Annotated in this window: 28 protein-coding genes; 27 read left to right on the top strand and 1 reads right to left on the bottom strand. The window is 56.1% G+C overall.

The window, feature by feature from the left end; all coding sequences use genetic code 11:
• Positions 1 to 12: 12 nt before the first annotated feature.
• The 5 genes from HMPREF2884_RS02020 to tuf all read left to right on the top strand — a co-directional run bounded on the left by HMPREF2884_RS02020 (position 13) and on the right by tuf (position 7103).
• On the top strand, positions 13 to 2043 hold the full coding sequence (locus HMPREF2884_RS02020) for a neutral/alkaline non-lysosomal ceramidase N-terminal domain-containing protein (RefSeq protein ID WP_070615139.1): 2031 nt from the start codon (positions 13 to 15) through the stop codon (positions 2041 to 2043).
• 637 nt (positions 2044 to 2680) lie between these two features.
• Entirely contained in the window at positions 2681 to 3055 is a 375-nt protein-coding gene (gene rpsL, locus HMPREF2884_RS02015; RefSeq protein WP_005504939.1) for a 30S ribosomal protein S12, read from the top strand.
• A complete protein-coding gene (gene rpsG, locus HMPREF2884_RS02010) occupies positions 3055 to 3525 on the top strand; it encodes a 30S ribosomal protein S7 (protein WP_005504941.1) in 471 nt (156 codons plus the stop codon). Before rpsL ends, rpsG begins: the two co-directional genes overlap by 1 nt.
• 72 nt (positions 3526 to 3597) lie before the next feature.
• On the top strand, positions 3598 to 5712 hold the full coding sequence (gene fusA / locus HMPREF2884_RS02005) for an elongation factor G (protein ID WP_005508395.1): 2115 nt from the start codon (positions 3598 to 3600) through the stop codon (positions 5710 to 5712).
• Between the two features lie 200 nt (positions 5713 to 5912).
• Entirely contained in the window at positions 5913 to 7103 is a 1191-nt protein-coding gene (gene tuf / locus HMPREF2884_RS02000; RefSeq protein WP_005508397.1) for an elongation factor Tu, read from the top strand.
• 602 nt (positions 7104 to 7705) lie between these two features.
• Here the strand turns inward: tuf and HMPREF2884_RS01990 are convergent.
• Positions 7706 to 11125 carry a Fe2+/Zn2+ uptake regulation protein gene (locus tag HMPREF2884_RS01990; protein ID WP_070615133.1) on the bottom strand — a complete coding sequence of 1140 codons (3420 nt, stop codon included), beginning with the start codon at positions 11123 to 11125 and terminating at the stop codon, positions 7706 to 7708.
• Positions 11126 to 11611: 486 nt separating this feature from the next.
• Between HMPREF2884_RS01990 and rpsJ the strand changes: the two genes are divergently transcribed.
• The 22 genes from rpsJ to rplO all read left to right on the top strand — a co-directional run bounded on the left by rpsJ (position 11612) and on the right by rplO (position 26831).
• Positions 11612 to 11920 carry a 30S ribosomal protein S10 gene (gene rpsJ / locus HMPREF2884_RS01985; RefSeq protein ID WP_004005287.1) on the top strand — a complete coding sequence of 103 codons (309 nt, stop codon included), beginning with the start codon at positions 11612 to 11614 and terminating at the stop codon, positions 11918 to 11920.
• A 13-nt stretch (positions 11921 to 11933) separates the two neighbouring features.
• Positions 11934 to 12590 (top strand): 50S ribosomal protein L3, encoded by a 657-nt coding sequence (gene rplC, locus HMPREF2884_RS01980; protein ID WP_005504955.1) that lies wholly within the window; start codon positions 11934 to 11936, stop codon positions 12588 to 12590.
• 6 nt (positions 12591 to 12596) lie between these two features.
• Positions 12597 to 13214 carry a 50S ribosomal protein L4 gene (gene rplD / locus HMPREF2884_RS01975; RefSeq protein ID WP_005504957.1) on the top strand — a complete coding sequence of 206 codons (618 nt, stop codon included), beginning with the start codon at positions 12597 to 12599 and terminating at the stop codon, positions 13212 to 13214.
• Positions 13214 to 13516: a 50S ribosomal protein L23 gene (gene rplW, locus HMPREF2884_RS01970; RefSeq protein WP_005504959.1), complete on the top strand. Its 303-nt coding sequence runs from the start codon at positions 13214 to 13216 to the stop codon at positions 13514 to 13516. Before rplD ends, rplW begins: the two co-directional genes overlap by 1 nt.
• 40 nt (positions 13517 to 13556) lie before the next feature.
• On the top strand, positions 13557 to 14393 hold the full coding sequence (rplB, locus tag HMPREF2884_RS01965; protein ID WP_005504961.1) for a 50S ribosomal protein L2: 837 nt from the start codon (positions 13557 to 13559) through the stop codon (positions 14391 to 14393).
• A gap of 12 nt (positions 14394 to 14405) precedes the next feature.
• A complete protein-coding gene (rpsS, locus tag HMPREF2884_RS01960) occupies positions 14406 to 14687 on the top strand; it encodes a 30S ribosomal protein S19 (protein WP_004005282.1) in 282 nt (93 codons plus the stop codon).
• Between the two features lie 60 nt (positions 14688 to 14747).
• On the top strand, positions 14748 to 15113 hold the full coding sequence (rplV, locus tag HMPREF2884_RS01955; RefSeq protein WP_005504964.1) for a 50S ribosomal protein L22: 366 nt from the start codon (positions 14748 to 14750) through the stop codon (positions 15111 to 15113).
• Positions 15114 to 15911 (top strand): 30S ribosomal protein S3, encoded by a 798-nt coding sequence (gene rpsC / locus HMPREF2884_RS01950; protein ID WP_005504966.1) that lies wholly within the window; start codon positions 15114 to 15116, stop codon positions 15909 to 15911.
• Positions 15912 to 16331 (top strand): 50S ribosomal protein L16, encoded by a 420-nt coding sequence (rplP, locus tag HMPREF2884_RS01945; RefSeq protein WP_005504968.1) that lies wholly within the window; start codon positions 15912 to 15914, stop codon positions 16329 to 16331.
• Between the two features lie 5 nt (positions 16332 to 16336).
• On the top strand, positions 16337 to 16576 hold the full coding sequence (gene rpmC / locus HMPREF2884_RS01940; RefSeq protein ID WP_005504969.1) for a 50S ribosomal protein L29: 240 nt from the start codon (positions 16337 to 16339) through the stop codon (positions 16574 to 16576).
• A complete protein-coding gene (gene rpsQ, locus HMPREF2884_RS01935; protein WP_005504980.1) occupies positions 16573 to 16845 on the top strand; it encodes a 30S ribosomal protein S17 in 273 nt (90 codons plus the stop codon). Before rpmC ends, rpsQ begins: the two co-directional genes overlap by 4 nt.
• Positions 16846 to 17333: 488 nt before the next feature.
• Positions 17334 to 20027, top strand: a complete 2694-nt coding sequence (locus HMPREF2884_RS01930; protein ID WP_070615129.1) for an LPXTG cell wall anchor domain-containing protein — start codon at positions 17334 to 17336, stop codon at positions 20025 to 20027.
• A gap of 951 nt (positions 20028 to 20978) precedes the next feature.
• Positions 20979 to 22169 carry a YncE family protein gene (locus HMPREF2884_RS01925; protein WP_070615126.1) on the top strand — a complete coding sequence of 397 codons (1191 nt, stop codon included), beginning with the start codon at positions 20979 to 20981 and terminating at the stop codon, positions 22167 to 22169.
• 661 nt (positions 22170 to 22830) lie between these two features.
• On the top strand, positions 22831 to 23202 hold the full coding sequence (gene rplN, locus HMPREF2884_RS01920) for a 50S ribosomal protein L14 (RefSeq protein ID WP_005504986.1): 372 nt from the start codon (positions 22831 to 22833) through the stop codon (positions 23200 to 23202).
• Positions 23203 to 23205: 3 nt separating this feature from the next.
• On the top strand, positions 23206 to 23541 hold the full coding sequence (gene rplX / locus HMPREF2884_RS01915) for a 50S ribosomal protein L24 (RefSeq protein ID WP_005504988.1): 336 nt from the start codon (positions 23206 to 23208) through the stop codon (positions 23539 to 23541).
• Entirely contained in the window at positions 23541 to 24101 is a 561-nt protein-coding gene (gene rplE / locus HMPREF2884_RS01910; protein WP_005505001.1) for a 50S ribosomal protein L5, read from the top strand. The genes rplX and rplE overlap by 1 nt, the downstream gene beginning before the upstream one ends.
• Before the next feature lie 73 nt (positions 24102 to 24174).
• Positions 24175 to 24573, top strand: coding sequence for a 30S ribosomal protein S8 (rpsH, locus tag HMPREF2884_RS01905; protein ID WP_049331925.1), 399 nt, complete (start codon positions 24175 to 24177; stop codon positions 24571 to 24573).
• A gap of 27 nt (positions 24574 to 24600) precedes the next feature.
• A complete protein-coding gene (rplF, locus tag HMPREF2884_RS01900; RefSeq protein ID WP_005505004.1) occupies positions 24601 to 25137 on the top strand; it encodes a 50S ribosomal protein L6 in 537 nt (178 codons plus the stop codon).
• A 2-nt stretch (positions 25138 to 25139) separates the two neighbouring features.
• Complete coding sequence (gene rplR, locus HMPREF2884_RS01895) at positions 25140 to 25499, top strand: 50S ribosomal protein L18 (protein WP_005505006.1); 360 nt, start codon at positions 25140 to 25142, stop codon at positions 25497 to 25499.
• Between the two features lie 29 nt (positions 25500 to 25528).
• Positions 25529 to 26173, top strand: coding sequence for a 30S ribosomal protein S5 (rpsE, locus tag HMPREF2884_RS01890; RefSeq protein WP_171840195.1), 645 nt, complete (start codon positions 25529 to 25531; stop codon positions 26171 to 26173).
• Positions 26174 to 26175: 2 nt separating this feature from the next.
• Positions 26176 to 26382, top strand: a complete 207-nt coding sequence (gene rpmD / locus HMPREF2884_RS01885) for a 50S ribosomal protein L30 (RefSeq protein WP_004005265.1) — start codon at positions 26176 to 26178, stop codon at positions 26380 to 26382.
• Between the two features lie 2 nt (positions 26383 to 26384).
• A complete protein-coding gene (rplO, locus tag HMPREF2884_RS01880) occupies positions 26385 to 26831 on the top strand; it encodes a 50S ribosomal protein L15 (RefSeq protein WP_005505008.1) in 447 nt (148 codons plus the stop codon).
• Positions 26832 to 26863: the final 32 nt, after the last annotated feature.

The raw sequence follows: 26863 nt of genomic DNA, 5'->3' as shown, positions 1-26863 counted from the left end.
TTTAAAGCACCCGTGCATTCTCTTGCTCGTATTGGTGCAGCGTGCCTTATTGCGGCATCCGCAATTCTTCCCGCTGGCCAGATTGCGACGGCAGCTCCTGCCTCTCAGAGCTCCAGTGCTACCCCCTACCTGGTTGGTGCAGGTGCGGCGGATATTACCGGTGAGCCCGGTGAGGTCGGCTTCATGGGTTACGGTGAGACCTCTCAGAAGGGTAGCGGTGTGCATACTCGCCAGTACGCACGCGCTTTCATTGCTGTGGATCGAGCCTCGGGTAAGCGCAACCTCATTGTTGTACTCGATACGTTGACCAGTTGGCAGTCTTTGCGTGATGAGCTGGTGAAGCGTATCCGCGCTGAGTTTGGTTCTGCGTACGATGAATCGAACATTATGATTACCGCGACTCACACCCATGCGACCCCCGGTGGTATTACGCACCAGAGCCTGTACAACATTACGACTCTGGGCTTCCATCAGGACACGTTTAATGCACAGGTAGATGGGTCACTGAAGGCGATTCGCCAGGCGACGAAGGACCTTTCACCCGGTAACCTGACGATTTCTTCTTCAAAGCTGACTGGTGTCGGTGTTAACCGTTCTCGCGAGGCGTTCAACCTGGACTCTCCTGAGATTCGCTCTAAGCTGCCCGGCGGTACCGATCCGACCAATATGACTCTGCGTCTGGAGCGTAACGGTAAGACTCGTGCGGTGTTGAACTGGTATGCGATTCATCCGACGTCTTTGACCTCGAAGAATACTCTGATTTCGAGTGATAACAAGGGTTATGCGGAGTATCTGCTGGAGACTCAGGATCATGGTGTTGATCGCAATGTTCCCGGTAGCGGTGATGGTTTCGTGGCAGCGTTTGCAAATGCTAATGCTGGTGATGTTTCTCCGAATACTTGGTTGAAGCCTGGTCAGGGTCCCACTAATGACCAGTTCAAGAATGTGAAGATTCAGGGTGAGAAGCAGGCTAATGCTGTGCGTTCTCAGCTCAAGAGCGCGGGTACTCCGGTGGGTAAGGGTCTGGATTCGCGTATTTCGTACTTCAATTTCTCGGGTATGAACGTGGATGCCAAGTACACCGGTAGTGGCCATAATGAGCGTACCTGCCAGGGCTTCCTGGGTACTCCGTTTGGTGCCGGCTCCACTGAGGATGGCGGCGGTGGTTGGGCTGTCTATAAGGAAGGCTCTGGTCGCCCCTCTATTTTGGGTACTTTGGTGTTCACTCCGAGTGCTGCGCAGACGCGTTGCCAGCAGCCGAAGGGCATTCTCTTCTCTGCAAAAAATGGAACGATCATTCAGGAAAAGTATCCGGTGCAGATTATGCGCTTCGGTGACTACTACCTGCTGGGTATGCCCGGTGAGTTCACCGGTGCGGTAGGTGTGCAGTATCGTCAGGATGCTGCCAAGCTCTTCGGTGTTCCCGAATCGCACATTATTCTGCAGGGCTACACCAACGCCTACGACCACTACGTGACGACTCCTGAGGAGTATGACTCCCAGCAGTATGAAGGCGGCGCGACCCTCTTTGGTCGTTACACCTCCAGCGCGTTCCGTCAGACCATTAATGTTGTTGGAACTTCGCTGAAGAACGGCACGCCGCTGGGTATTGGCGACCGTCCGAATGATCGTCGCCCGGTAGCCAGCCTGCAGGGTAAGGTCGTCTACGATACCCCGATGTTCGGCACTCGTTACGGTCAGGTGACCCAGCAGCCTCAGGATGCGATTGCTGGCCGCCAGGAAGTCTCTGCTCGTTTCGTGGGTGCGCACCCGAACAACAACATGCATCACGACGGTAGCTACTTTGTAATTGAGCGTCGTGTGGGTAATACCTGGAAGTACTACACCGGGGATAACAACCCGGATACCTTCTTTGAATGGAAGCGCATTGGTGTTTCGGCGTCTCAGGTGACGGTTCGCTGGAAGGTGCCGGCTAATACTCCTAAGGGGCAGTACCGCATTCGCTACTACGGCAATGCTAAGAAGAATTCGAAGACTATCACCCCGTTTGAGGGTCAGACTCGAGTCTTCCAGGTGGTGTAGCTCAGTAGCCGCTGCGGCAGACCTATAACTGAATACTTTCTTGCGGGAGGCGGACGCGGTTCTGTGCTCGCCTCCCGCAAGTATTGAAGCCGTCAAGAATCGTGTGTGTGATTCTTGGCGGCTTTCTGCTTTGGATCGCCTCAGAGAGGGTGCAGGGGAGCGGTAAATCCCAACAATGTAATTTAAGTGAGGTAAATCATCAGCTTTTGCCCTTAGATGGGGGCTTAAAAGCAAAGAATCCCAGTTCTGGCGCTAGATTAAGCGGGATTTAACCTGTATAGTCTTATCCGAAGTACTTGAGCTCGGTGCACAAGGATCCACCCCCGGTGGGTTTACGCGGGATATTTCCCGAGGGTACGGGCATGATGAATCAATGGCAGTATGGATACCGTCCTTTGGCGTTGCTTTTTGCTGACGCCTAAATGCCATTTTTAAGCGTGCCCAAAAACTTTTTCACCTCTGATGGTGGGGAATTTTAGCCCTGAGAACTCGCCGAGATGTCGAGGAACCTATAGAAACCAACCGGATATGCATCCGAGCGTTTCTGATAACCGAGAGCACCCATCCAACGTGATGGGGGCCAGTAAGTTTATACGGGCTTCTCTAACGAGAAACCTGATCAAGCAACGGAGAAAACGTGCCTACTATTCAGCAGCTGGTCCGCAAGGGCCGGACTCCCAAGGTCGTTAAGACCAAGGCGCCCGCACTGAAGGGCAACCCCATGAAGCGTGGCGTGTGCACCCGTGTGTACACCACCACCCCGAAGAAGCCGAACTCGGCACTGCGTAAGGTCGCTCGTGTCAAGCTCAACGGCGGCGTCGAGGTTACCGCATACATCCCCGGTGAGGGTCACAACCTGCAGGAGCACTCGATTGTGCTCGTTCGCGGTGGTCGTGTGAAGGACCTCCCCGGTGTTCGCTACAAGATCGTTCGTGGCGCTCTGGATACCCAGGGTGTTAAGGGTCGCGGCCAGGCTCGCTCCCGCTACGGCGCTAAGAAGGAGAAGAAGTAATGCCTCGTAAGGGTCCCGCTCCCAAGCGTCCCCTCGTAAACGATCCTGTTTACGGTTCCGCTCTGGTCACCCAGCTGATCAACAAGGTTCTGCTGGACGGCAAGAAGTCCGTCGCAGAGCGCATCGTCTACGGTGCCCTGGAGGGTGTCGAGAAGAAGACCGGTTCTGACCCGGTCGCAACCCTGAAGAAGGCTATGGACAACATTAAGCCTTCTCTCGAGGTTCGCTCCCGCCGCGTTGGCGGTGCAACCTACCAGGTTCCGGTTGAGGTTCGCCCCGGCCGTTCCACCGCTCTGGCTCTTCGCTGGCTCGTTGGCTTCTCCAAGCAGCGCCGCGAGAAGACCATGACTGAGCGTCTGATGAACGAGATCCTGGATGCATCCAATGGTCTCGGTGCCGCTGTGAAGCGTCGCGAGGACACTCACAAGATGGCCGAGTCCAACAAGGCCTTCGCACACTACCGCTGGTAATTCTCCGTTTAGAGCCTGCCGAGTCGATTCGAGTCGGCAGGCTTTCGGAGTATCTCATTTAGGGAGAATAACGTGGCACTTGACGTGTTCACCGACCTTAACAAGGTCCGCAACATCGGTATTATGGCGCACATCGACGCCGGTAAGACCACCACCACTGAGCGCATTCTGTTCTACACCGGTATTAACCACAAGATTGGTGAGACTCACGACGGCGCTTCCACCATGGACTGGATGGCTCAGGAGCAGGAGCGAGGTATTACCATTACCTCCGCAGCAACCACCTGCTTCTGGAAGGACAACCAGATCAACATTATCGACACCCCCGGTCACGTCGACTTCACCGTTGAGGTTGAGCGCTCCCTGCGCGTCCTCGACGGCGCAGTTGCTGTGTTCGACGGCAAGGAAGGTGTTGAGCCCCAGTCTGAGACCGTTTGGCGCCAGGCTGACAAGTACGATGTCCCCCGTATCTGCTTCGTCAACAAGATGGACAAGATGGGTGCTGACTTCTACTTCACCGTTCAGACCATCATCGACCGCCTGGGCGCACGTCCGCTGGTTGTTCAGCTCCCCATCGGCGCTGAGAGCGACTTCCTCGGTGTTGTTGACCTGCTCGAAATGAAGGCATACGTCTGGCCCGGCGACGCCAAGGGTGACGTGAGCATGGGTGCTTCTTACGAGGTTCAGGACATTCCTGCTGACCTGGTTGAGAAGGCTGAGCAGTACCGCGCTGAGCTGGTTGAGGCTGTTGCTGAGTCCAGCGAAGAGCTCATGGAGAAGTACCTCGAAGAGGGCGAACTGACTATCCCCGAGATTAAGTCGGGTATCCGTCAGCTTGTTATCTCCGGCGAGGCATTCCCCGTTCTCTGCGGTTCTGCATTCAAGAACCGCGGTGTTCAGCCCATGCTGGACGCTGTGATTGAGTACCTGCCCTCCCCGCTGGACGTTCCGGACGTTGTCGGTTCCAACCCCTCCAACGAGGAAGAGAAGCTGACCCGTAAGGCATCCGCAGACGAGCCCTTCGCAGCACTGGCGTTCAAGGTTGCAGCTCACCCGTTCTACGGTCAGCTGACCTACACCCGTGTTTACTCCGGTGTTGCAGCTCAGGGCCAGCAGGTTCTGAACTCCACCAAGGGTAAGAAGGAGCGCATCGGTAAGCTCTTCCAGATGCACTCCAACAAGGAGAACCCGGTTGAGGAGATTACCGCAGGTCACATTTACGCTGCGATTGGTCTGAAGGACACCACCACCGGTGACACCCTGTGCGACCCCGCACACCCGATCGTTCTCGAGTCGATGACCTTCCCCGATCCCGTGATTTTCGTGGCTATCGAGCCCAAGACCAAGGGTGACCAGGAGAAGATGTCCACCGCTATCCAGAAGCTTTCCGCTGAGGACCCCACCTTCACCGTTTCGCTGAACGAAGAAACCGGTCAGACCGAAATTGGTGGTATGGGTGAGCTGCACCTGGACATCATCGTTGACCGTATGAAGCGCGAGTTCAAGGTTGAGGCTAACGTTGGTAAGCCTCAGGTTGCTTACCGCGAGACCATCAAGAAGGCAGTCGAGAAGGTCGACTACACCCACAAGAAGCAGACCGGTGGTTCCGGTCAGTTCGCAAAGGTGCAGGTCTCCTTCGAGCCCCTGCCCCTGGATGGCGAAGAGCTGTACCTGTTCGAGGACAAGGTCACCGGTGGCCGCGTTCCTCGCGAGTACATCCCCTCGGTCGATGCTGGTATCCAGGACGCTATGAAGTTCGGTGTCCTCGCTGGCTACCCGATGGTGGGCGTGAAGGCAACCCTGATTGACGGTGCTTACCACGACGTCGACTCCTCCGAAATGGCGTTCAAGATCGCTGGTTCGATGGTCTTCAAGGAAGGCGCTAAGCGCGCTAACCCGGTCCTACTCGAGCCGCTGATGGACGTTGAGGTTCGTACCCCCGAGGAGTACATGGGCGACGTTATCGGCGACCTGAACTCCCGCCGTGGCCAGGTTCGTTCCATGGAGGACGCATCCGGCGTTAAGATCATCAAGGCTATCGTGCCCCTGACCGAAATGTTCGGTTACATTGGCGACCTGCGTGGCAAGACCCAGGGTCGTGCAGTGTTCTCGATGGCATTCGATAGCTACGGCGAGGTTCCCAAGAACGTCGCTGACGAGATCATCCAGAAGAGCCGCGGCGAGTAATTTTCGCGTCTCACCCGTGGGCCACGGGCTAAAAACCTGTGGCCCACGCTAAAATTTTCAATTAAATCCATTATTGAGAGCATGAACAGTTTCATCTCTGCGGCGTAATCCGCTATTGTAGACGCTAGACCGTTTTATAACGGGATGCGCCGGAGCGAAGATCCGCGTGCATGTTTTCAATCGTTCTAGGAGGAACACTCTTGGCTAAGGCTAAGTTCGAGCGCTCCAAGCCTCACGTTAACGTCGGTACCATTGGTCACGTTGACCACGGTAAGACCACCCTGACCGCAGCAATCTCCAAGGTTCTGGCTGACAAGTACCCGGACCTGAACGAGAAGCGCGACTTCGGTATGATCGACTCCGCTCCCGAGGAGCGCCAGCGCGGTATTACCATTAACATTGCTCACATCGAGTACCAGACCGAGAAGCGCCACTACGCACACGTTGACGCTCCCGGCCACGCTGACTACGTCAAGAACATGATTACCGGTGCGGCTCAGATGGACGGCGCAATCCTCGTGGTTGCAGCTACCGACGGCCCCATGGCACAGACCCGCGAGCACGTTCTGCTCGCTCGCCAGGTTGGCGTCCCCACCCTGCTGGTTGCACTGAACAAGGCAGACATGGTTGACGACGAAGAGCTCCTCGACCTCGTCGAGATGGAGGTCCGTGACCTCCTCTCCTCGCAGGAGTTCGACGGCGACAACGCTCCCGTTGTTCGCGTTTCCGCACTGAAGGCTCTCGAAGGCGACCCCGAGTGGGTTGCTAAGGTCGAGGAGCTCATGGACGCAGTCGACACCTACATTCCGGACCCCGTGCGTGAGAAGGACAAGCCCTTCCTCATGCCCATCGAGGACGTCTTCACCATCACCGGTCGTGGCACCGTTGTTACCGGTCGTGCAGAGCGCGGTACCCTGAAGATCAACTCCGAGGTCGAGATCGTCGGTATCCGCCCGATTCAGAAGACCACCGTTACCGGTATCGAGATGTTCCACAAGCAGCTCGACGAAGCATGGGCAGGCGAGAACTGTGGTCTGCTGTTGCGTGGTCTGAAGCGTGACGATGTTGAGCGTGGTCAGGTTGTCGTGGAGCCGGGCTCCATCACCCCCCACACCGAGTTCGAGGCAAACGTCTACATCCTCTCCAAGGATGAGGGTGGCCGTCACAACCCCTTCTACTCCAACTACCGTCCTCAGTTCTACTTCCGTACCACTGACGTGACCGGCGTTATCACCCTCCCCGAGGGCACCGAGATGGTTATGCCCGGTGACAACACCGAGATGACCGTTACCCTGATCCAGCCCATCGCAATGGAAGAGGGCCTCGGCTTCGCTATCCGTGAGGGTGGCCGCACCGTTGGTTCGGGTCGCGTTACCAAGATCATCAAGTAATTGCCGTAAATTTACGACAATTCGCTAAAGATTTGCCGGAGAGAAAACTCTCCATCAGGTAGCGATACTCAAGGACCCCCGCATCTGCGGGGGTCCTTTTGTTATGCCCATTTTGGCCTGTTGAGGACTCTGCCGAAGCAGAGAAAGCGGCATTATCAGCAGGGCTGCTAAAGTACAGCTCTGGGCGTTCTCGGTCCCCTTTAGCAGTCGCTCAAGACTTCTGAGTGGGGAAACTGCGTAGTAATAGCGGAAGTTCACGTTGCATTCGTAACGATAGAAATCCCCCTGCGGCGGCATGGCAAGTCCGTACCTTCTAGCTGTAAATCCTGAACTCCTGGATATGGAAAGAGCACGGGTAGGTGAATGACTGCCTGATCTGTTTAGAGATTTGCAGACCTCAGAAAGAACCTGGTCATGTGGACCGGCTTGCGGCGGGGGAGCGTCTAAAGACCCTGCAGATAGGAATATAAGATCTGCGGACAAAGAAAAACGGTTCCCAGCCCGAAGGCTGGGAACCGCGATTCGAATGACTGCCCCTCGTAAGGGACATAGGTAATCCTACTACAGAATGCCGCAGGAATAGAACCTATACCTGCAACAGGTTAGATATTCTCCCCGTCACGAGGCTGGTATCCCTGCTGAGGAACCGGAGGCAGCGGCATCTGGACATTACCCTGGGTGTACCTGCCTTGCTGATTCTGAGGCGGCGGGAAGTCCTCAAGCTGCTCAGAACCCTGGTGCGGAGCTGCTGCATCCTGCTTGTTCTGTCGAACCAACAGACGCCAGATAACGCCGGCAATGAGCAGAATAGAGATAATCAGCAGAGTCAGCGGGTTCAGACCGTTGAGCAAAATTGCCAGGTCGAGGGTGACTAGCGCAGTTGCGATATAGGTCCAGACTCGGTCGAGCAGCAGAGCGCTCAGGAGAGTCAGGGCAATGCCGAGTACCAGCACCACGATATCCGGACCGTCAGCGGGAACTGCCCACGTTACCAGGGTGAGGAATACCTGCAGGCCCAAAGCCCAGTACAGAGGAGAATCCGATACCTGCGTATCTACAGGCCTCTTTGCGATGAAGTTCTTGAGGACCTTGGCGGCCACAACAGCCAGCATAATCAGGAGAGCAACCTCAAGAATGACGCTCAGAGGATTGGACTTCGAGTAATCAATGACCAGACGGGCAATGAAGAGGCTGAACGCCGTGGTGCAGACGATCGGCAGGTTCTTCGCCTTGGTGACAGACACGAAGGACAGAGCGCCTAGACCCCAGAGAAGTGCGTTGAGCTCCACCTGCCTGGGCTCAAAAACCAGCCCAACGAAAGTGTAGAATCCCAGCGTCGCCAGAGCGGGAATCATCAGCAGCGTATTGACCGGTGCATAGATACCCTGGCTCAGGGGACGACGAGACAGGAAACGCGCGTAAGGGGCACCCAACGGGCCGTGCATCGGCAAATCAACCATCGTATTACCAACCGGGACAGCGATGCGCGGACGAACATTAGCGTTCACACCGAAGACCTCAATCGGGAGCGTGACCTTCAGGACGAACAGGATGATGACGGCAATCAGAGCGTAGTAGCCCAGAAGAGTCATCTCCATTGTGCTTTCCCTCGTGTTGAAGAGATTCCACAGAGCACCGATGCAGAAAGTCGTGATGCTGATGGAGGCACCAATCTGCATGCGGGAGACCCTGAAGATAAGGGCAAGCACCCATACAGCGATGAAGATAGCAGGAGTTGCTACCGCGAACAGAAGATTATCAAAATCGCCAATGAAACGGCCTGCGCTCAGGACAGAACCAAGGGTGAAGAAAATCGCCGCCGCGTATGCTTCGTAGTTTCGCTTGGAGTACGCATAGAGTAGCACGCTGCACAGCGCCTGAACCGCCAGCAGTGCAAGTACGAGGAAGTCTACGAGCGATTCCTTCATATTGCCGGTAATCGCGAGCAGAATGACCGACCAGCAGATGGGGAATCGCGCAACGGTGAGTAGCTCCGAACGAATCGAAGAGCCAACCGGCATAAAGAAACCAAGCGCACCATAAACGACGGTTAGGAGCGCCGGCAGTGCTACAGCAATGTACTCCTTCTGCAAGTCGTACAGCAGGTAGTGTCGCGAGCCAATCGTCGCGATAAGCAGAGTCGCGTAGAACGCGATACGGACAAACATGACAAGCGTGGAGCGGAAGGAACCAACATCCGAAAGTCGTAGCGCGCGGGCCAGAATAAGAGCGCTCAGGACGCTCAAGAAGAGGACGGCACCCGAGAAGAGCGGGAAACCAACCCAGAATCGGCCATGTGCTCCGCCATCAGCATGGTTAGCTACGTACCCAACGAAGAGAGCAAAAACGCCCAAGAAGAGGTAGACCGACATCTCTACAAGACGGTAGCTTGCGTTCTGTACTGCAACGCCCTGAGAGAGGACAAAAGTCAGCAGCGCAATAGCGGCGCAGACCAACGCAAACATCAAAAGCGACTCAGAAGTCTGCATCTCAGGAATGAGAGCGAGGAAGAGCTGAATCATACCAATGGCATAACCGATGTTGCTCAGTACCGCTCCAGCGGTACGTGCCTCGGGAGCCTTAGCACTGACCAGATAGATGACTACAGCCGCGGCAAAGAAGAGGTAGAACGTTCCCTGGTTGCCAGGGGAGGCGTACATGCCAATAACAGGAATGAGCGCTACAAAACTCATGAGCACCAGAGGCTGAATTGCCTTGCGGTACAGCAAGAAGCTCACGATGCAGAGGACACCGATAACCCAGGGGGCGGGGAAGATACCTTGATTGCCTTCTGCGTAGGGAAGGAAGGCGCTCCAGCGCGTTGCGTAGGTAACGCTATCAGCGACGTGAGCAGTGTAGAAGGCATCAAGGAGAGCAAAGAAGGAGAAGAATACGCCGACGCATGCGTCAATTGCCGGCAACCACTCCATCTTGTGAGCGGGATGGTGAGGAGCTTCCTTCGCCCAGGGGATAGCCGGGGTGCTTTGAACCTGCTCGGGCTGTTCATCAGTAGCAGGAGCAGAACCAGCAATAGTCTTCTGCAGACGAGGAATAAATACGTAAGCAGAAATCAGGTTAACAACCAGGACCGAGACGAAGAAAATGCTGGGGAACCACGGGCCGTGATCCGAGTCCATGATGAAGGAGAGAACAGACGCAATCGGGTAGATACGTGCCTGGGCATAGTAATCTGCCGTACCGTTCAGCCACGTGAAAAGAATGGCATGCACAGACATGACTGCAAACGCAATACCCGCATCCGTATAGCTCAAATCGTTGGTGAAGAAGAAAATAGCGATGGCAGTAGCCGGAACAAAAATGCGGGAAGAATCAACAAGACCTTCGCGGATGCCCTTCGGAGCAGCATTCGGGGCAAAATGCAGAACCAAACCCAGAACGGTGGCAACTGCAGTCAGTGAAACAAAATACCAAACGAAAGGCAGAGCCGCTACCTTTGTAGCCGCCAACGAGTCCGAAACAATGAACGAAATCAGCAGGTACGCCATCACACGGTTACGCATGAGGGCACAGGCTCCAACAATGGCTGCAGTGCCAACCAGAGACGTGAGAAGCCAGACGTAGCGTCCTTCAACCCAAATCTTGAGGACATAGGTAGCAACGCCAGTCAGAGGAATAAACGCAAGACCGGTTGCTGCAAAAGAGTAGGAAGCGATACGTAGGCGCTCCACGAAGCGGTAGGTGAGCAGACCGGCTCCGTAGAAGACGACTGCTCCAAGCGCCATTGCAAGGACACGGAAGATAGCCGTTTCATCCTGAGAAGACGTCACCGAGGTGACAAAAAGACCCGCAGCACCGATGAGCAGGAGCGAACCGATGTACAGAACAATATTGAGGAAGATATCCTCATTGACCCGGCGGCGCTGCGCAGGAGGCTGAGGATACGGACCCGACAGGGATGGGGGAACGTACAGACCGAGACCTTGCGGCTGGACATGCTGAGGGCTCTGAGATGAAGAGTGAGAGCTAGAGGATGCCTGATGAGGTTGTGTCGGCTGAGACATGGTTTCTCCTTAGGCTGTAGTGATACTTCTACGATACGAGAGTCTTTAGACCTAAAAGCTTTATTAAGAGCAATAAAGCGCATGGAACTTACTGAAAGTAGATTGAAAGCTCCCTGAGAGTTACATTCAGGGAAGTGCCTCAAATTGACAAAGACAGTTAAGTGTTCTTAAGCACTTAACTCGTGTTTGTATTGCTTAAGCGCTCTATCTCTGAGAGAATTGACGACGTTGTCAAAGCGTCTACCTGCACTAAAGGTAGGCCCACGTATGACCCGGTCCGAAGGATGACGGGACGAGTATGTCTAGAAAATAGGCGACACGCCCGAGTTCGGGGGTCGGTACTCAGGCGGGGTGAGGAACCCGGCAAAGCCGGATTCAGTCCGTTCTGAGTGGCGCACGTGATGAATATATCGCGTTCCTTAAGCGCTATAACAAAGGGGCAAAAGCTCCGATACAGGGAATACATCAAGAAAGAGAGTCCGACAGATGGCGGGACAGAAAATCCGCATCCGTCTGAAGTCCTATGACCACGAGGTCATCGATTCTTCGGCACGGAAAATCGTCGAAACGGTAAAGGGCGCAGGCGCAACTGTAGTTGGCCCCGTGCCGCTGCCGACCGAGAAGAACGTTTACTGTGTTATCCGTTCTCCCCACAAGTACAAGGACAGCCGCGAGCACTTCGAGATGCGTACGCACAAGCGTCTGATCGACGTTGTTGATCCGACCCCCAAGGCTGTTGATGCCCTCATGCGTCTCGACCTGCCGGCAGACGTAAACATCGAGATCAAGCTGTAGAGGATCGCATCTAATGACTAACAAATTCGAGCGCCAGGTGAAGGGCCTGCTGGGCACCAAGCTCGGCATGACCCAGGTCTGGGACGAGGACGGCAAGTTCGTGCCTGTCACCGTCGTCAAGGCTGATTCTAACGTTGTTACCCAGATCCGTAACCAGGAAACTGACGGCTACGAAGCTGTTCAGATCGGTTTCGGTGCAATCGACTCTCGCAAGGTTACCAAGCCCCTGGCTGGTCACTTCGAGAAGGCCGGTGTTACCCCCCGTCGCCACATCGTCGAGCTGCGTACCGCAGATGCTTCTGAGTATTCCCTCGGTCAGGAACTGACCGTTGAGCTCTTCGAAGCAGGCCAGAAGGTCGACGTCGTTGGTAAGACCAAGGGTAAGGGCTTCGCAGGTGTTATGAAGCGTCACGGCTTCAAGGGTGTTGGCGCGTCTCACGGTCAGCACAAGAACCACCGTAAGCCCGGTTCCATCGGTGGCGCATCCTACCCCGCACGCGTGTTCAAGGGTATGCGCATGGCTGGCCGTATGGGCGCAGCACGTCACACTACCTTGAACCTGACTATCCAGGGTGTGGACGCAGAGAACAATGTCCTGCTGATCAAGGGCGCAATCCCCGGTCCCAAGGGCGGCGTTGTTCTGGTTCGTACCGCTGTGAAGGGAGCCTAATACATCATGGCTGTTAAGACCCTTAAGGTAGACCTGCCCGCAGAGATTTTCGACGCGCAGGCATCCGTGCCCCTGCTGCACCAGGTTGTCGTTGCACAGCTCGCTGCTGCACGCCAGGGCACCCACAAGACCAAGAACCGCGGCGAGGTTTCCGGTGCAGGCCGTAAGCCCTTCAAGCAGAAGGGTACCGGTAACGCACGTCAGGGCTCCATCCGTGCACCGCACATGACCGGCGGTGGCGTTGTTCACGGTCCGACCCCGCGTAACTACGCACAGCGCACCCCCAAGAAGATGATCGCCGCTGCACTGCGCGGTGCTCTCTCCGACCGCGCTCGTCACGACCGCGTCCACGTTGTCGAGAACTTCATCTCCGGTGAAACCCCCTCGACCAAGGCTGCAAAGGCTGCATTCGCAGCTATCACCGAGCGCAAGAACATCCTTCTTGTGATTGCTCGTGCAGAGGACGTTGTGGCTCTGTCCGCACGTAACCTGGAGAACGTCCACGTTCTGTACGCAGATCAGCTCAACACCTACGATGTGCTGGTTTCTGACGACGTGGTCTTCACCAAGGCAGCATTCGACGCATTCGTTGCTGCAGCTCAGAAGAAGGAGGGCGCTAAGTAATGAGCGTTTCCACCAAGTCTGTATACGACGTGATCATCGCTCCCGTCGTTTCCGAGAAGAGCTACGGTCAGCTCGACGAAGGTAAGTACACCTTCGAGGTTGCTACCGATTCCAACAAGCTGGAAATCAAGCAGGCCATCGAGAAGATCTTTGACGTCAAGGTTGCTTCCGTCAACACCATCAACCGTCAGGGCAAGCGCAAGCGCACCCGTTTCGGTTGGGGCGCTCGCAAGAACACCAAGCGTGCGATTGTGACCCTCAAGGAAGGCACCATCGACATCTTCGGCGGTCCGCAGGCATAAGCCCCGCGGAGACCACTTTAACGAAGGAAGAAATATCTAAATGGGTATTCGTAAGTACAAGCCGACGACCCCGGGTCGCCGCGGTTCGAGCGTTGCTGATTTCTCCGAGATCACCCGCTCCACCCCGGAAAAGTCCCTGCTTCGTCCGCTTCACAAGACCGGCGGCCGTAACAACACCGGCCGCATCACCACCCGTCACAAGGGTGGCGGCCACAAGCGCCAGTACCGTCTGATCGACTTCCGTCGTCACGACAAGGACGGCGTTAACGCACGCGTTGCACACATCGAGTACGATCCCAACCGTACCGCTCGCATCGCGCTGCTGCACTACTTCGATGGTTCCAAGCGCTACATCATCGCTCCGAACAAGCTCGCTCAGGGCGACATCGTCGAGTCCGGCCCCGCAGCTGACATCAAGCCCGGTAACAACCTGCCCCTGCGCAACATCCCCGTTGGTACCGTGATTCACTGTGTCGAGCTCCGCCCCGGTGGCGGCGCAAAGCTGGCTCGTTCCGCAGGTGCTTCTGTACAGCTGGTTGCTAAGGAAGGTAAGTACGGTCAGCTCCGTCTGCCCTCCGGAGAAATCCGCAACGTGGATGTTCGCTGCCGCGCAACCGTTGGTGAAGTTGGCAACGCTGAGCAGTCCAACATCAACTGGGGTAAGGCAGGCCGTAACCGCTGGAAGGGCATCCGCCCGACCGTCCGTGGTGTGGTCATGAACCCGGTTGACCACCCGCACGGTGGTGGTGAAGGTAAGACCTCCGGTGGTCGTCACCCGGTTAACCCCAACGGTAAGCCCGAGGGTCGTACCCGCCGTCCCAACAAGGAAAGCGACAAGCTCATCGTTCGTCGCCGTCGTACTGGCAAGAAGCGCTAAGGAGCCTGAAACATGCCTCGTAGTTTGAAGAAGGGCCCTTTCGTTGATCAGCACCTCTACCTGAAGGTTGCAGCTCAGAACGAGAAGGGCACCAAGAACGTAATCAAGACTTGGTCGCGTCGCTCGATGATTATCCCCGACATGCTCGGTCACACCATCGCAGTGTACGACGGTCGCAAGCACGTGCCGGTGTTCATCACCGAGTCGATGGTTGGTCACAAGCTCGGTGAGTTTGCTCCGACCCGCACTTTCCGCAGCCACGTGAAGGACGACCGTAAGGGCAAGCGTCGCTAATCGGTTCACACCGATAAGCTAACGTTTCCCTTTCGGCAATAGACGAAAGAGAGATAGGCAATGGAAGCCAAGGCATCAGCGCGTTTCGTTCGCGTTACGCCTATGAAGGCCCGCCGTGTCGTCAACCTGATCCGTGGTAAGCAGGCGGAAGAGGCTCTGGCGATTCTGAAGTTCGCCCCCCAGGCAGCTTCGGAGCCGGTATACAAGATCGTTGCTTCGGCAGTAGCTAACGCTCGTCAGAAGGCAACCCAGCAGGGTCTGCCCTTCCGCGAGGAAGAGCTGTTCATCAGCGAAGCATTCGTGAACGAGGGCCCGACCATGAAGCGCATTCAGCCCCGCGCTCAGGGTCGCGCATACCGAATCAACAAGCGCACCAGCCACATCACCGTGGTAGTTGCTACCCCGGAGAAGGAGGAGGACCGCTAAATGGGTCAGAAAATTCACCCGAACGGTTTCCGACTGGGCATCACCACTGACCACGTCTCCAAGTGGTTCGCTGATTCCAACAAGCCCGGCGAGCGTTACGCTGACTTCGTCCGCGAGGACGTAAAGATCCGCGAGCTGCTGGCTAAGAACCTGGATCGCGCAGGCGTTGCAAAGGTCGAGATCGAGCGTACCCGTGACCGCGTGCGTGTGGACATTCACACCGCTCGTCCCGGTATCGTGATTGGCCGCCGTGGCGCAGAAGCAGACCGCATCCGCGGCGAGCTCGAGAAGCTCACCAACAAGCAGATTCAGCTGAACATCCTCGAGGTTGCTAACCCCGACCTCTCCGCTCAGCTGGTTGCACAGAGCATCGCAGAGCAGCTCGCATCGCGTGTTGCATTCCGCCGTGCAATGAAGAAGGCAATCCAGTCCGCACAGCGTGCAGGTGCAAAGGGTATCCGTATCCAGTGCTCCGGCCGTCTGGGTGGCGCTGAAATGTCCCGTTCCGAGTTCTACCGCGAAGGCCGTGTGCCCCTGCACACCCTGCGTGCGAACATCGACTACGGCTTCTTCGAGGCTAAGACCACCTTCGGTCGCATCGGCGTGAAGGTCTGGATCTACAAGGGCGACCTGACCGACAAGGAGCTGGCAGCTCAGCAGGCAGCAAACAACCGCCGTGGCAACCGCCGCGATGGTGACCGCCGCCGCCAGGGCAACCGTGGTCCTCGTCGCGAGCGCCGCAACGAGAACGCTTCGGCAAAGGTCGAGGCCAAGACTGCAGAGAACGGTGAGGCATAAATGCTTATTCCCCGTCGAGTAAAGTACCGCAAGCAGCACCACCCCAAGCGTAGTGGTCTCGCAAAGGGCGGCACCGAGGTTAGCTTCGGTGAGTGGGGCATTCAGGCCCTGTCGCCCGCATACGTGACCAACCGCCAGATTGAGGCTGCACGTATCGCAATGACCCGTCACATCAAGCGTGGCGGTAAGGTCTGGATCAACATTTATCCCGACCGTCCGCTGACCAAGAAGCCCGCTGAAACCCGTATGGGTTCCGGTAAGGGTTCGCCCGAGTGGTGGGTCGCAAATGTCAAGCCGGGTCGAGTCATGTTTGAACTCTCCGGTGTGTCCGAAGAAGTGGCTCGCGAGGCAATGCGCCTGGCAATCCACAAGCTCCCGATGAAGGCACGTGTTGTGCGTCGCCGCGAAGGTGGTGAATAAGCGAGATGGCAGTAGGATCCAAGGACCTGAGCATCGATAAGCTCGCAGAGCTCTCCAACGAAGAGCTGGCTGCAAAGCTGAGCGAAGCGAAGAAGGAACTCTTCAACATCCGCTTCCAGGAAGTCACCGGTCAGGCTAACGCAGGTCGTCGCCGCACTATCAAGCGCGACATCGCACGTATCTACACCGTGCTGCGTGAGCGCGAGCTCGGTATTCGTCCCGCAACTGAAGGTGAGTCCAAGTGAGTGAAGTAAAGAACGAAGAGCGCGGCTACCGCAAGACCCGCCGCGGCTACGTTGTCTCCGACAAGATGGACAAGACCGTTGTCGTCGAGGTCGAGGACCGCGTGAAGCACGCACTGTACGGCAAGGTCGTTCGCCGTAGCTCCAAGATCAAGGCACACGATGAGCAGAACGCTGCTGGCATCGGTGACCTCGTTCTGATTGCAGAGACCCGTCCGCTGTCCGCTTCCAAGCGCTGGCGTATCGTGGAGATCATCGAGAAGGCTAAGTAAGCCCTCTAATGACTCTCTGCTAGAGCAGTAAAAGAACCTCTCTCCTACTTCGGTAGGAGAGGGGTTCTTTGCGTTTAACCTCTATACGGGAGAACTCAGCGGGGAGTTCCATGAGCTACAGAATTAACGATAGAGGTCATAAAAGGCCGAATAAATATTTGTCATAAAACTTTTGAAGATGTCACACAGAAAAGTGGTCACTTTTCCCGCATAACGGTATCAGAGGCCCACGTAGCTTGAAACGGAGGAGGAAATCCCCTAGTAGAGCGTGTATTCGGGACTTTTGGAGGACAGCGACAGCGGCTAAAAGAGTTATGAGAAGCGTGGACGCCGAAAAAAGCTGCTTGAAAACTAACTGATAAGACACTTATCATCAACTTTATAGTTGCTTAGTATAACCTTGCCTAATAATTGGCAGGGTGGCTTCGCATCTTCCGGAGGTTGCACGACCTTTGGAGAAGTACCACTACACATCATCGAGGATCATCATGACTTCTTCACCCAAGCCCTCACGTAAGCTGCTCGCCATTGCTGGCGCACTTTCCGTTGTCGCAGGTTCTTTCGCTGCGGTTCCCGCTACCTTTGCGGCAAACGTCTCCGCGTCTGTCCCCGGAGGAAACTCCCAGACCTCTGCTGAGGAATGCCGCCACATCGCAGTGAGCGCTACCCAGTACCAGGGCCTGCCCGGCCAGTACCAGCTGGCATACTCGGCAGCAACCTCCTCCCTCTACACTTCCTTCTCTTCCGGACGCCCGCCGATTCTGACCGGTGGTGTCGGCACCTGGAACGTAGCATCCAACCCGAACCTCACCACTGTCTACCAATTCCCGACCACCGACTTCACCGCACGTGGCGCCACCGCACCGACCGGTAAGCAGATCGAATCTCCCTACGGTATCGCCTACGACGAAGCAACCGGATACGTATGGGTGACCCAGACCCGCGTCAACAAGGTATCTGTCTTCGATCCCGCGACCAACAAGATTATCTGGAGTAGTGCAGAAGGCGACGTCAACCACCCCCGCGAGGTACGCATCGACCCCTCTAGCGGCAAGGTCTTTGTATCTGGCTCCGGCGGCATTAGTGTCTTCGACACCACCCTGCACGCCCTGGTTAAGAAGATTGAATTCACTGATGCCAAGGGTGAATCTGACATCGCAATGAACATGCACGTAGACTCCGCTGATGGCAAGCTCTACGCACCCTCCCTGAGTGCCGGCACCGTGAAGGTGATCGACACCAAGAGCTACGAAGTCGAGAAGACCATTCAGCTGCACAAGGAAAATGCTGAAGCTGCTCTGAACCCCTCGGACGTCACTATCGACAAGTCCCTGAAGGAAATCTACGTCAGCACCCAGGGTGACCGTAAGGGCACTAACTCCGGTATCACCGTCTACGACCTGGAAACTGGTGCCTACAAGAAGACCATTCCTTTCGGCAACCAGGCCCTCGCCCTCGCCTCCGACGAAGCCCGTGACCTGCTGTACGTGACCGATTACGGTACCGGCAACGTCGGTGTTGTTGATGCACGAACCGGCACCGTTGTTTCTCAGGTGTCTACCGGTGCGACCAGCGGCGCAAATGATGTTCTGGTCACCGCAGACGGCAGTGCATACGCTGTAGCACGCAGCATTGAAGGCGCATCCGCTATCGAAACCGACTACACCATCGATAAGACCACCGGCGAATACCGCACCTCTAGCACCGAGCCCAAGGGTAAGGACAACGCGGATTCCCCGATCACTCCCGGTGTCATGGTGAAGATCAACACCACTGTTGAAACCAGCGCGAAGCCTGCTGCACAGACTTCTTCTGAAGAACTGGTGAAGACCTACGCCGACGGCGCTAAGCTCTACGCCGTGAAGGACTGGACCACCGGTGAAACCCTGAAGCTGCGTGGCGAAGGTTTCAAGACTCAGGACGGTTCAAAGGGCTCCGTACTCGCAGTCAAGCTGAACAAGGGCCGCATCTCCGCGAAGGAAGAGCCGAAGCTCAACGGTGCTGAGGGCAACAGCGCCGGCGTCTGGGCGTACATCCAAGCAGATGAGAATGGTAACTTCACCGCTGAGCTGCCGTACCCGACCACTGAAAACTCCAACCTGAAGGAAAACCTGAAGAGCGGCGATAAGGTATCTGTCTTCCTGCTCTCCGGCTCCATGGTTGAAGGCGATACCGCACGTGGTGGTGAAGCGCTCTCCGCAACTGTTGCAGAGAAGAAGGCAGACACCGCTGCGACCTGCGCACCGGCAGAAACTACCCAGGTCGCTGCTGCTCCCTCTGGCGTGACTACCACTTACCCCGCCGGTACTAAGCTGAGCCTGCCTGATGGCAACGAGCCCACTCCGGCTCCGAGCGAGTCTGCTAAGCCCGAGCCGAGCACCCCGGCACCCTCCGAAAGCGCAAATTCCAATGAGGTTGTGCACGAGTACAAGGACGGCGCTAAGGTCTACTTCCCCAAGACCTGGGACGGCCAGAAGCTGACCTTCCGCGGTGAAGGCTTCAAGACTCTGGACGGTAAGGGCTCCGTTATCGCAGTCAAGCTGAACAAGGGCGCTATTTCCGCGAAGGAAGAGCCCAAGCTCGAAGGCGTTGAAGGCAATAGCGCAGGCATCTGGGCATACATCAAGGCGGACGAAAACGGTAACTTCACCGCAACCATCGACCGCCCCACCGTGGCAAACTCTAACCTGACTGAAGAACTGAAGACCGGCGATAGCGTTGCTATCTACCTGCTCTCCGGTTCCCTGGCAGAGAACGATAACGCACGTGGTGGCGTCGCCGTAGAGTACACCTTCAGCGTTGAAAACCAGGCACCTGCACCTAAGGTATCGGAGCCGAAGGCATCCGAGTCGGCTAACGCACCTGTAACTAACCCCTCTGCTGCTCCGTCTGCACCTGCAGATTCCAAGGAACAGGTAAAGGAAAACGCTAAGGACCAGTCCAAGGCTCCCGTGGATTCTTTGAACTCCGAGACCCAGAAGAAGGACAGCACCGCCCCGAAGACCTCCGGATCTTCGTCGCAGAACGTTACCTCTTCCAACAACGGCTCCACCGCCTCGAGCACCTCGAAGTCTTCGCTGGCTAACACCGGTGCTTCGGGCGTTGTCGTTGCAGCTGGAATCGGCGTTCTTGCTCTGGTTATCGGTGCAACTGTGCTGGTAGCACGTCGCCGCAAGGCATAGTCCGTACCACACGGCAGCCCACGATACTACCGCTCGGTAGTAGCTAAAGAGGCAGAGCGGGATCTACTAGATATTCAAGAACCCGATTGACTCTCTGAAACTGCCGATACACATTGAAAGGGGCGGTACCCATCGAAGTGATGGGTACCGCCCCTTTCAATGCGCCCATATGCCCGTATTTAGTCGGAAGACCTAGACCTGGTGGGGTAGAAGTAGCAATAGGGGAGGGTACGAGAGAAGCGGCGCAGGGCGAGGTATCCCTCAATACTCGCCCGCCCTTATTTGACGAGTTAACAGCTCCAAAGAATGAAATGTAGGGTTCTAGCGCCTCAAATACGAAGAAAACCCGCACCGAAGTGCGGGTTTAGTGTCAAAGCGAGGTTCGGTCCCTAGACAAACGGATTAGCGAGGAAAAAGGGACCCAAGAAATCTGTCCGATAAGGACCGAACCTCTTGTTTGACGCATGCGTCTCTTCTAATATGGTACATCTCGCTGATTTTCGCACCTTGAAGCGCGTTTATTACCAAAAAACTTGATTTTTGAAAAAACAAGCTTTAATTTCTAAATTTTTAAGCAGATTTTTTCAGGACACTGCTTTGAGGGGCTCAGAAGTGACGAAATATTACGAAATCCATGGCTCTAGGTGCCTAAGGATAAGCTTATAGATTCTATAATCTATCATTATCTCTAGATAGATGTATTTTGTGCTAATTATATGTATACTGCGTAGCTTTTAATGAATAAACCCACCCCGCTCAAGGTCTGGAGGAGAGCGTTGCGTAGTGCTGATATAGGATGCCTTGACTACGAATGGCGCAGCGCATGGACTACACCAGAAAAGTCTCAAAGTGGAGGGTGAAGCGTAAGATATATAACGGAAAGCTCCGGATGCTAAGCCCGCAAAATATGAGGTGAGCTAGCCTCCAACCTACACAACTCTGGAGATATTTATGGTTCCCTCAGCCTCAGGAGAAGAACAGAAGAGCACCCTGGATGCCAACCGTTTTTCCGTGGATCGTTCTGCGGGGCTTGCTGGGCAGTATCAAGTGGCATACAACCCCGAAGAGAACGTTCTTTTTATAAGCGGAAGCTTTAATCACACGAAGACCCACGGTACTCTCTGTGCAACAATCGCACGCATAAACGCAGATACCCTGCAGATTGAGAAGACGGCTGTTCTGCCTGCTATCCCGGAAAATAACCCCGGGTTAGAGAACCTCTTCCAAATCCAGGCTGCCTACGGTTTAGCAGCAGACAACGAGCGGGAGCTTCTCTGGACCGGAGGAACCCGCACAAACTCGGTATCCGCATACTCCCAAAAAGACCTAGCGCTCGTATGGGATTCTCTCGCTCTAGGAGTGGAGATGCTAATTCCGCGTGAGCTATACGTTGCACCCAGCGGTGCTGTACTCGTGACCGGAATGGGTGGTTACCAGGTGATCTCTGCACCTAACGCAGAAGGAGAACGCGCGGTTAGCTCTCTTCAAGGGGACGGTCCCGCTATGCTACTAGGACCCGTAGCTGATGAAGCTCGTAGCCGCCTGTACATCCCGAATATTATGCGAGATGAAATCTGGGTTGTGGACATGAACACCTGGAGGCTCGTACGTAGGCTACCCGTAACTGGCGGGGAAGACGCCAATGCTCCAATCGGTATTCACGGTGTGGAGATTGATTCAACGCGCGGCGAACTGTATGTCTCTGCACAGGGGCGCGAGGGCAAAAACGGCGGTCTATATGTTCTGAGTTTTGAGGGTGAACACCTCGCTTATCTTCCATTCGGCAAAATGCCCACCGATATCTTGCTCGATGCAGAACGCCAGCTGCTCTACGTTGCTGATTTTGGTGGTAAGGGAGAGTCGGCAGTTGCCGGTGGCGGAACCATTACCGTCATTGACCCGCTCAATCGAACCATCATTGAGACCTTGCAGGTAGCCCCGACCCGTATTAATCACCAGGTCCTGCTGAAGGACGGGAGCGTCATAGCTATCGACAAGGCGGGGGACTACCCCGCAGTTGAGGTTTCCTACGTGCTGGATGCACGCTCTGGCGAATACCGTGAGGCTGCTGAAGAAAGCCGGCCGGGAGAAGCACCTCGTCCTATCGTTCGTGACGGTATCGCGAAAGTATATATGTCGTAGCTACAGAGTGAAGAGCAGTTGGCATACCCAAAATAGTCACTGCCGCTCTCTAACTCTGTGCGCGCACTAGCGGGGTGGGGGAGTAAGCCTGGGGTGATCCTATCGCTAGGCCGCGGCAAGTCTGTCGTGGAGGATTATTAAAGCGTAGTAAAATATAAATATCTACCATCCTTGTTTGACACATTGTTTGGTAGATTTCTCGAGGCCCCTTCAGTTTCTTATGCGTCAGGAACTACACGAAGGGGCCTCCTGCTTTAAGTGTCAAATAAGCCACCTTCTCACTCGGTGTTGATGTGCGGTATGCGGTTTTTGCTCCCTAAACCCAGCTGCTCCCAGAGATAGGGTGAGGGAGACCGAAATCATAGTTAACAAGCCCTTGCGCTAGATACCTGCTTCCTGTACAGTGTTAAGACTGTGTGGCTGTATCCAAATAGCTGCACAACCACGGGCTTCTCGTGCCAGTGCATAATGCCGCTACTTACGGGTGGATACGCCCGCTTCACGCGGGTCCAAATGCTTCTGGCATGGGTTTGCCCCAGGCGTTTCCGCTAACCCCTTCCATAGAGATGGGGCCCGGGGCGTCAACCAATCCCGTAAAAATGTTCCGCAAGGCTGGCTCGCGCCTAAAGCGAGTCGGAACCGGCGAGACGACAGGAGAAATATGATTCAGCAGGAGTCGCGACTGAAGGTCGCCGACAACACTGGTGCGAAGGAAATCCTGACCATCCGTGTTCTCGGTGGTTCCTCGCGTCGCTACGCAGGCATTGGCGACATCATTGTCGCAACCGTCAAGGATGCAATCCCCGGCGGTACCGTAAAGAAGGGTGACGTTGTTAAGGCAGTCGTCGTCCGCACCAAGAAGGAAACCCGTCGTCCCGACGGCTCCTACATCAAGTTCGACGAGAACTCCGCAGTGATCCTGAAGAACACTGATGGTGATCCCCGTGGTACCCGTATCTTCGGCCCCGTGGGTCGTGAGCTTCGCGACAAGAAGTTCATGAAGATCGTTTCGCTGGCTCCGGAGGTGCTCTAATTCATGGCTAAGATCAAGTCCGGCGACCTGGTTCAGGTTATTTCCGGTGCAGATAAGGGCAAGCAGGGCAAGGTTCTGAAGGTTCTCCCCAAGGAAAACCGCGTGATTGTTGAGGGCGTCAAGGTCGTCACCAAGCACACCAAGGCTAACCCCCTGACCGGCGCAGCAGGCGGCATTCAGAAGGTTGAGGCACCGATCCACGTTTCTAACGTTGCGATTGTTGACCCCGAGACCAAGAAGCCGACCCGTGTTGGTTTCCGCCTCGAGACTGTAGAGCGTGACGGCAAGGAGCGCACCGTTCGCGTGCGCGTTGCTAAGCGTTCGGGTAAGGACATCTAATGACCGAAACCAAGATCACCCCCCGCTTCAAGACCAAGTACGCTGAGGTCGTCGTTCCCGCTCTGCAGGAAGAGTTCAAGTACGAGAACGTCATGCAGACCCCGAAGATCGTTAAGGTCGTCGTAAACATGGGTGTTGGCGAGGCAGCTCGCGACGCAAAGCTCATGGACGGCGCAATCCGCGATCTCACCGCAATCACCGGTCAGAAGCCGATTGTTACCCGCGCTAAGAAGTCCATCGCACAGTTCAAGTTGCGCGAAGGTATGCCCATTGGTGCACACGTCACCCTGCGTGGCGACCGCATGTGGGAATTCCTGGACCGCCTCGTCACCCTGGCACTGCCCCGAATCCGCGACTTCCGCGGCCTCTCGGACCGCCAGTTCGACGGTAACGGTAACTACACCTTCGGTCTGACCGAGCAGTCCATGTTCCACGAAATCGATCAGGACTCGATCGACCGCGTGCGTGGTATGGACATCACCGTGGTGACCTCCGCGAAGACCGACGAAGAAGGCCGTGCAATCCTGAAGGCACTGGGCTTCCCGTTCAAGACCAACTAACGACTACGTTGTAGGTCCAGACCCCGTTACCGCGGGGTAGGGAAACCACAACGAGGAAGGGCAAAAGCCCACAATGACTATGACTGATCCGGTCGCAGATATGCTGACCCGTTTGCGTAACGCAAACTCCGCATACCACGACACCGTATCCATGCCCTACTCCAAGCTGAAGTCTCGCATTGCTGAGATCCTGAAGGCTGAGGGCTACATCGCCGACGTGAAGGTTGAGGATGCAAAGGTCGGCAAGACCCTGACCCTCGTCCTCAAGTACGGTCCGTCCCGCGAGCGTTCCATCGCTGGCGTGCGTCGTATTTCCAAGCCGGGCCTGCGTACCTACGCAAAGTCCACCAACCTGCCCCAGGTTCTGGGTGGCCTCGGCATCGCAATCCTGTCCACCTCTTCGGGTCTGCTCACTGACAAGCAGGCTGCGAAGAAGGGCGTGGGCGGCGAAGTCATCGCTTACATCTGGTAGTCGGTTAGAAGAGAAAGGAAGAGAATAATGTCACGTATTGGACGTCTCCCCATCTCGGTTCCCGCCGGCGTTGAGGTTAAGGTCGATGGCAACCTGGTCACCGTTAAGGGCCCGAAGGGCGAGCTCTCCCACAAGGTAGCTTCCCCCATCACCGTGGCTCTGAACGAAAACGAGATCGTTGTATCTCGTCCGAACGACGAGCGCCTGTCTCGCTCGCTGCACGGTCTGACTCGTACCCTGATTCAGAACCTGATTATCGGCGTTACCTCCGGCTACGAGAAGAAGCTGGAAATCGTTGGTACCGGTTACCGTGTGACCCCGAAGGGTAACGACCTGGAGTTCGCTCTGGGCTACTCCCACCCGATCAACATCACCGCTCCCGAGGGTATTACCTTCGCAGTGGAGGGTGCTAACAAGCTGACCGTGTCGGGTATCGACAAGCAGCTCGTTGGTCAGGTTGCAGCAAACATTCGTGGTCTGCGTAAGCCCGATCCCTACAAGGGTAAGGGTGTTCGCTACGCAGGTGAGCACATCCGCCGCAAGGTCGGAAAGGCTGGTAAGTAAACATGGCTATCAAGTCGAAGGCAGCGCAGCGTGCACGTCGTCACGCTCGCATCCGCAAGTACGTTTCGGGTACCGCTGCGCGTCCGCGCCTGTGCGTCACCCGTTCGACCCGTCACATGTTCGTTCAGGTTATCGACGATGTCAAGGGCGTAACCCTGGCATCCGCTTCCACCATGGAAGCAGAGCTGCGTGCAGCTGACCTGGACAAGACCGCTAAGGCAAAGCGCGTTGGTGAGCTCGTTGCAGAGCGCGCCAAGGCAGCTGGTGTTGAGGCAGTCGTGTTCGACCGCGGTGGTAACAAGTACCACGGCCGTGTTGCAGCCGTTGCTGACGGCGCACGCGAGGGAGGTCTTGCACTCTAATGAGCGAGCAGAACGTAAAGGAAACTCAGGTGAGCGAAGCAGTAGTAGCTGAAACCGCTGAGACCTCCAACCAGCGCGAGGAGCGCCGCAACAACCGCGGCGAGCGTCGTGGCCGTGGTGAGCGCCGTAACAACCGCGCTCGCGAGGAGGAGAAGGACAAGTACATCGAGCGCGTTGTGACCATCAACCGCGTTTCCAAGGTCGTCAAGGGTGGTCGTCGCTTCAGCTTCACCGCACTGGTCGTCGTTGGTGACGGTAACGGCCTGGTCGGCGTTGGCTACGGTAAGGCTAAGGAAGTTCCCGCAGCAATCTCCAAGGGTGTCGAGGAAGCAAAGAAGAACTTCTTCCGCGTTCCCCGCATCGAAGGCCGCACCATCCCGCACCGCGTGCAGGGTGAGGCAGCTGCAGGCGTTGTGATGCTCCGCCCGGCAACCGCTGGTACCGGTGTTATCGCAGGTGGCCCCGTGCGTGCAGTACTCGAGTGCGCAGGCATTCACGATGTGCTGTCCAAGTCGCTCGGTTCCTCGAACCAGATCAACATCGTTCACGCAACTGTTGCAGCACTCAAGGAGCTTGAGGAGCCCCTGGCAGTGGCAGCCCGCCGCGGCCTGCCCACCGATGAGGTTATCCCCAGCTACCTGCGCAACACCAAGTCTGAAAAGGCAGGTGCGTAGTAATGGCCAAGCGTATTCAGCCCAGCGACGCAAAGCTGGAAATCACCCAGGTCAAGTCCTATGTTGGTCAGAAGCAGAACATGCGCGACACCCTGCGTTCCCTGGGCCTCAAGCGCCCTGGCAACAAGGTAGTCCGCACTGCTGACCCCGTCACCGTTGGCATGGTTAACACCGTTGCTCACCTGGTGAAGGTTGAGGAGGTCAAGTAAAGATGGCAGAAGCTATCAAGATTCACGATCTGCGCCCGGCACCGGGTGCCCACAAGGCAAAGACCCGCGTTGGCCGCGGTGAAGGCTCCAAGGGTAAGACCGCAGGTCGCGGTACCAAGGGTACCAAGGCACGTTACCAGGTTCGTGCAGGCTTCGAAGGCGGCCAGCTGCCGCTGCACATGCGCCTGCCGAAGCTGCGCGGCTTCAAGAACCCCTTCCGCACCGAGTACCAGGTTGTTAACCTGGACCGCATCCAGGAACTGTTCCCCAACGGTGGCGACGTCACCGTCGAGGCACTGGTTGCTAAGGGTGCCGTTCGCAAGAACGAGCTCGTGAAGGTTCTGGGCAACGGCGAAATCTCCGTCAAGGTGAACGTTGTTGTCGACAAGGCATCGGCTTCCGCTATCGAGAAGATCGAGGCCGCTGGCGGTTCTGTAACCGTTAAGTAGTCTTCAAGACGAGAAAGCCCCCGTCCGTACGG

It is taken from the genome of Rothia sp. HMSC073B08 (genome assembly GCF_001812975.1).
In the GTDB taxonomy this organism is placed as follows: Bacteria; Actinomycetota; Actinomycetes; order Actinomycetales; family Micrococcaceae; genus Rothia; species Rothia mucilaginosa.
This window is presented reverse-complemented; position numbering and strand designations above follow the sequence as displayed.

Coding starts and splice junctions, on each gene's coding strand:
- HMPREF2884_RS01990 (WP_070615133.1), bottom strand. CDS start 11,125: ATGTCTCAGCCGACACAACCTCATCAGGCATCCTCTAGCTCTCACTCT.
- rpsS (WP_004005282.1), top strand. CDS start 14,406: ATGCCTCGTAGTTTGAAGAAGGGCCCTTTCGTTGATCAGCACCTCTAC.
- rpsJ (WP_004005287.1), top strand. CDS start 11,612: ATGGCGGGACAGAAAATCCGCATCCGTCTGAAGTCCTATGACCACGAG.
- rpsH (WP_049331925.1), top strand. CDS start 24,175: ATGACTATGACTGATCCGGTCGCAGATATGCTGACCCGTTTGCGTAAC.
- rplX (WP_005504988.1), top strand. CDS start 23,206: ATGGCTAAGATCAAGTCCGGCGACCTGGTTCAGGTTATTTCCGGTGCA.
- rplD (WP_005504957.1), top strand. CDS start 12,597: ATGGCTGTTAAGACCCTTAAGGTAGACCTGCCCGCAGAGATTTTCGAC.
- rpmC (WP_005504969.1), top strand. CDS start 16,337: ATGGCAGTAGGATCCAAGGACCTGAGCATCGATAAGCTCGCAGAGCTC.
- rpmD (WP_004005265.1), top strand. CDS start 26,176: ATGGCCAAGCGTATTCAGCCCAGCGACGCAAAGCTGGAAATCACCCAG.
- rplW (WP_005504959.1), top strand. CDS start 13,214: ATGAGCGTTTCCACCAAGTCTGTATACGACGTGATCATCGCTCCCGTC.
- rplO (WP_005505008.1), top strand. CDS start 26,385: ATGGCAGAAGCTATCAAGATTCACGATCTGCGCCCGGCACCGGGTGCC.
- rpsG (WP_005504941.1), top strand. CDS start 3,055: ATGCCTCGTAAGGGTCCCGCTCCCAAGCGTCCCCTCGTAAACGATCCT.
- rplE (WP_005505001.1), top strand. CDS start 23,541: ATGACCGAAACCAAGATCACCCCCCGCTTCAAGACCAAGTACGCTGAG.
- rplR (WP_005505006.1), top strand. CDS start 25,140: ATGGCTATCAAGTCGAAGGCAGCGCAGCGTGCACGTCGTCACGCTCGC.
- rplF (WP_005505004.1), top strand. CDS start 24,601: ATGTCACGTATTGGACGTCTCCCCATCTCGGTTCCCGCCGGCGTTGAG.
- HMPREF2884_RS01925 (WP_070615126.1), top strand. CDS start 20,979: ATGGTTCCCTCAGCCTCAGGAGAAGAACAGAAGAGCACCCTGGATGCC.
- rplV (WP_005504964.1), top strand. CDS start 14,748: ATGGAAGCCAAGGCATCAGCGCGTTTCGTTCGCGTTACGCCTATGAAG.
- rplN (WP_005504986.1), top strand. CDS start 22,831: ATGATTCAGCAGGAGTCGCGACTGAAGGTCGCCGACAACACTGGTGCG.
- rplP (WP_005504968.1), top strand. CDS start 15,912: ATGCTTATTCCCCGTCGAGTAAAGTACCGCAAGCAGCACCACCCCAAG.
- rplC (WP_005504955.1), top strand. CDS start 11,934: ATGACTAACAAATTCGAGCGCCAGGTGAAGGGCCTGCTGGGCACCAAG.
- rplB (WP_005504961.1), top strand. CDS start 13,557: ATGGGTATTCGTAAGTACAAGCCGACGACCCCGGGTCGCCGCGGTTCG.
- rpsC (WP_005504966.1), top strand. CDS start 15,114: ATGGGTCAGAAAATTCACCCGAACGGTTTCCGACTGGGCATCACCACT.
- HMPREF2884_RS01930 (WP_070615129.1), top strand. CDS start 17,334: ATGACTTCTTCACCCAAGCCCTCACGTAAGCTGCTCGCCATTGCTGGC.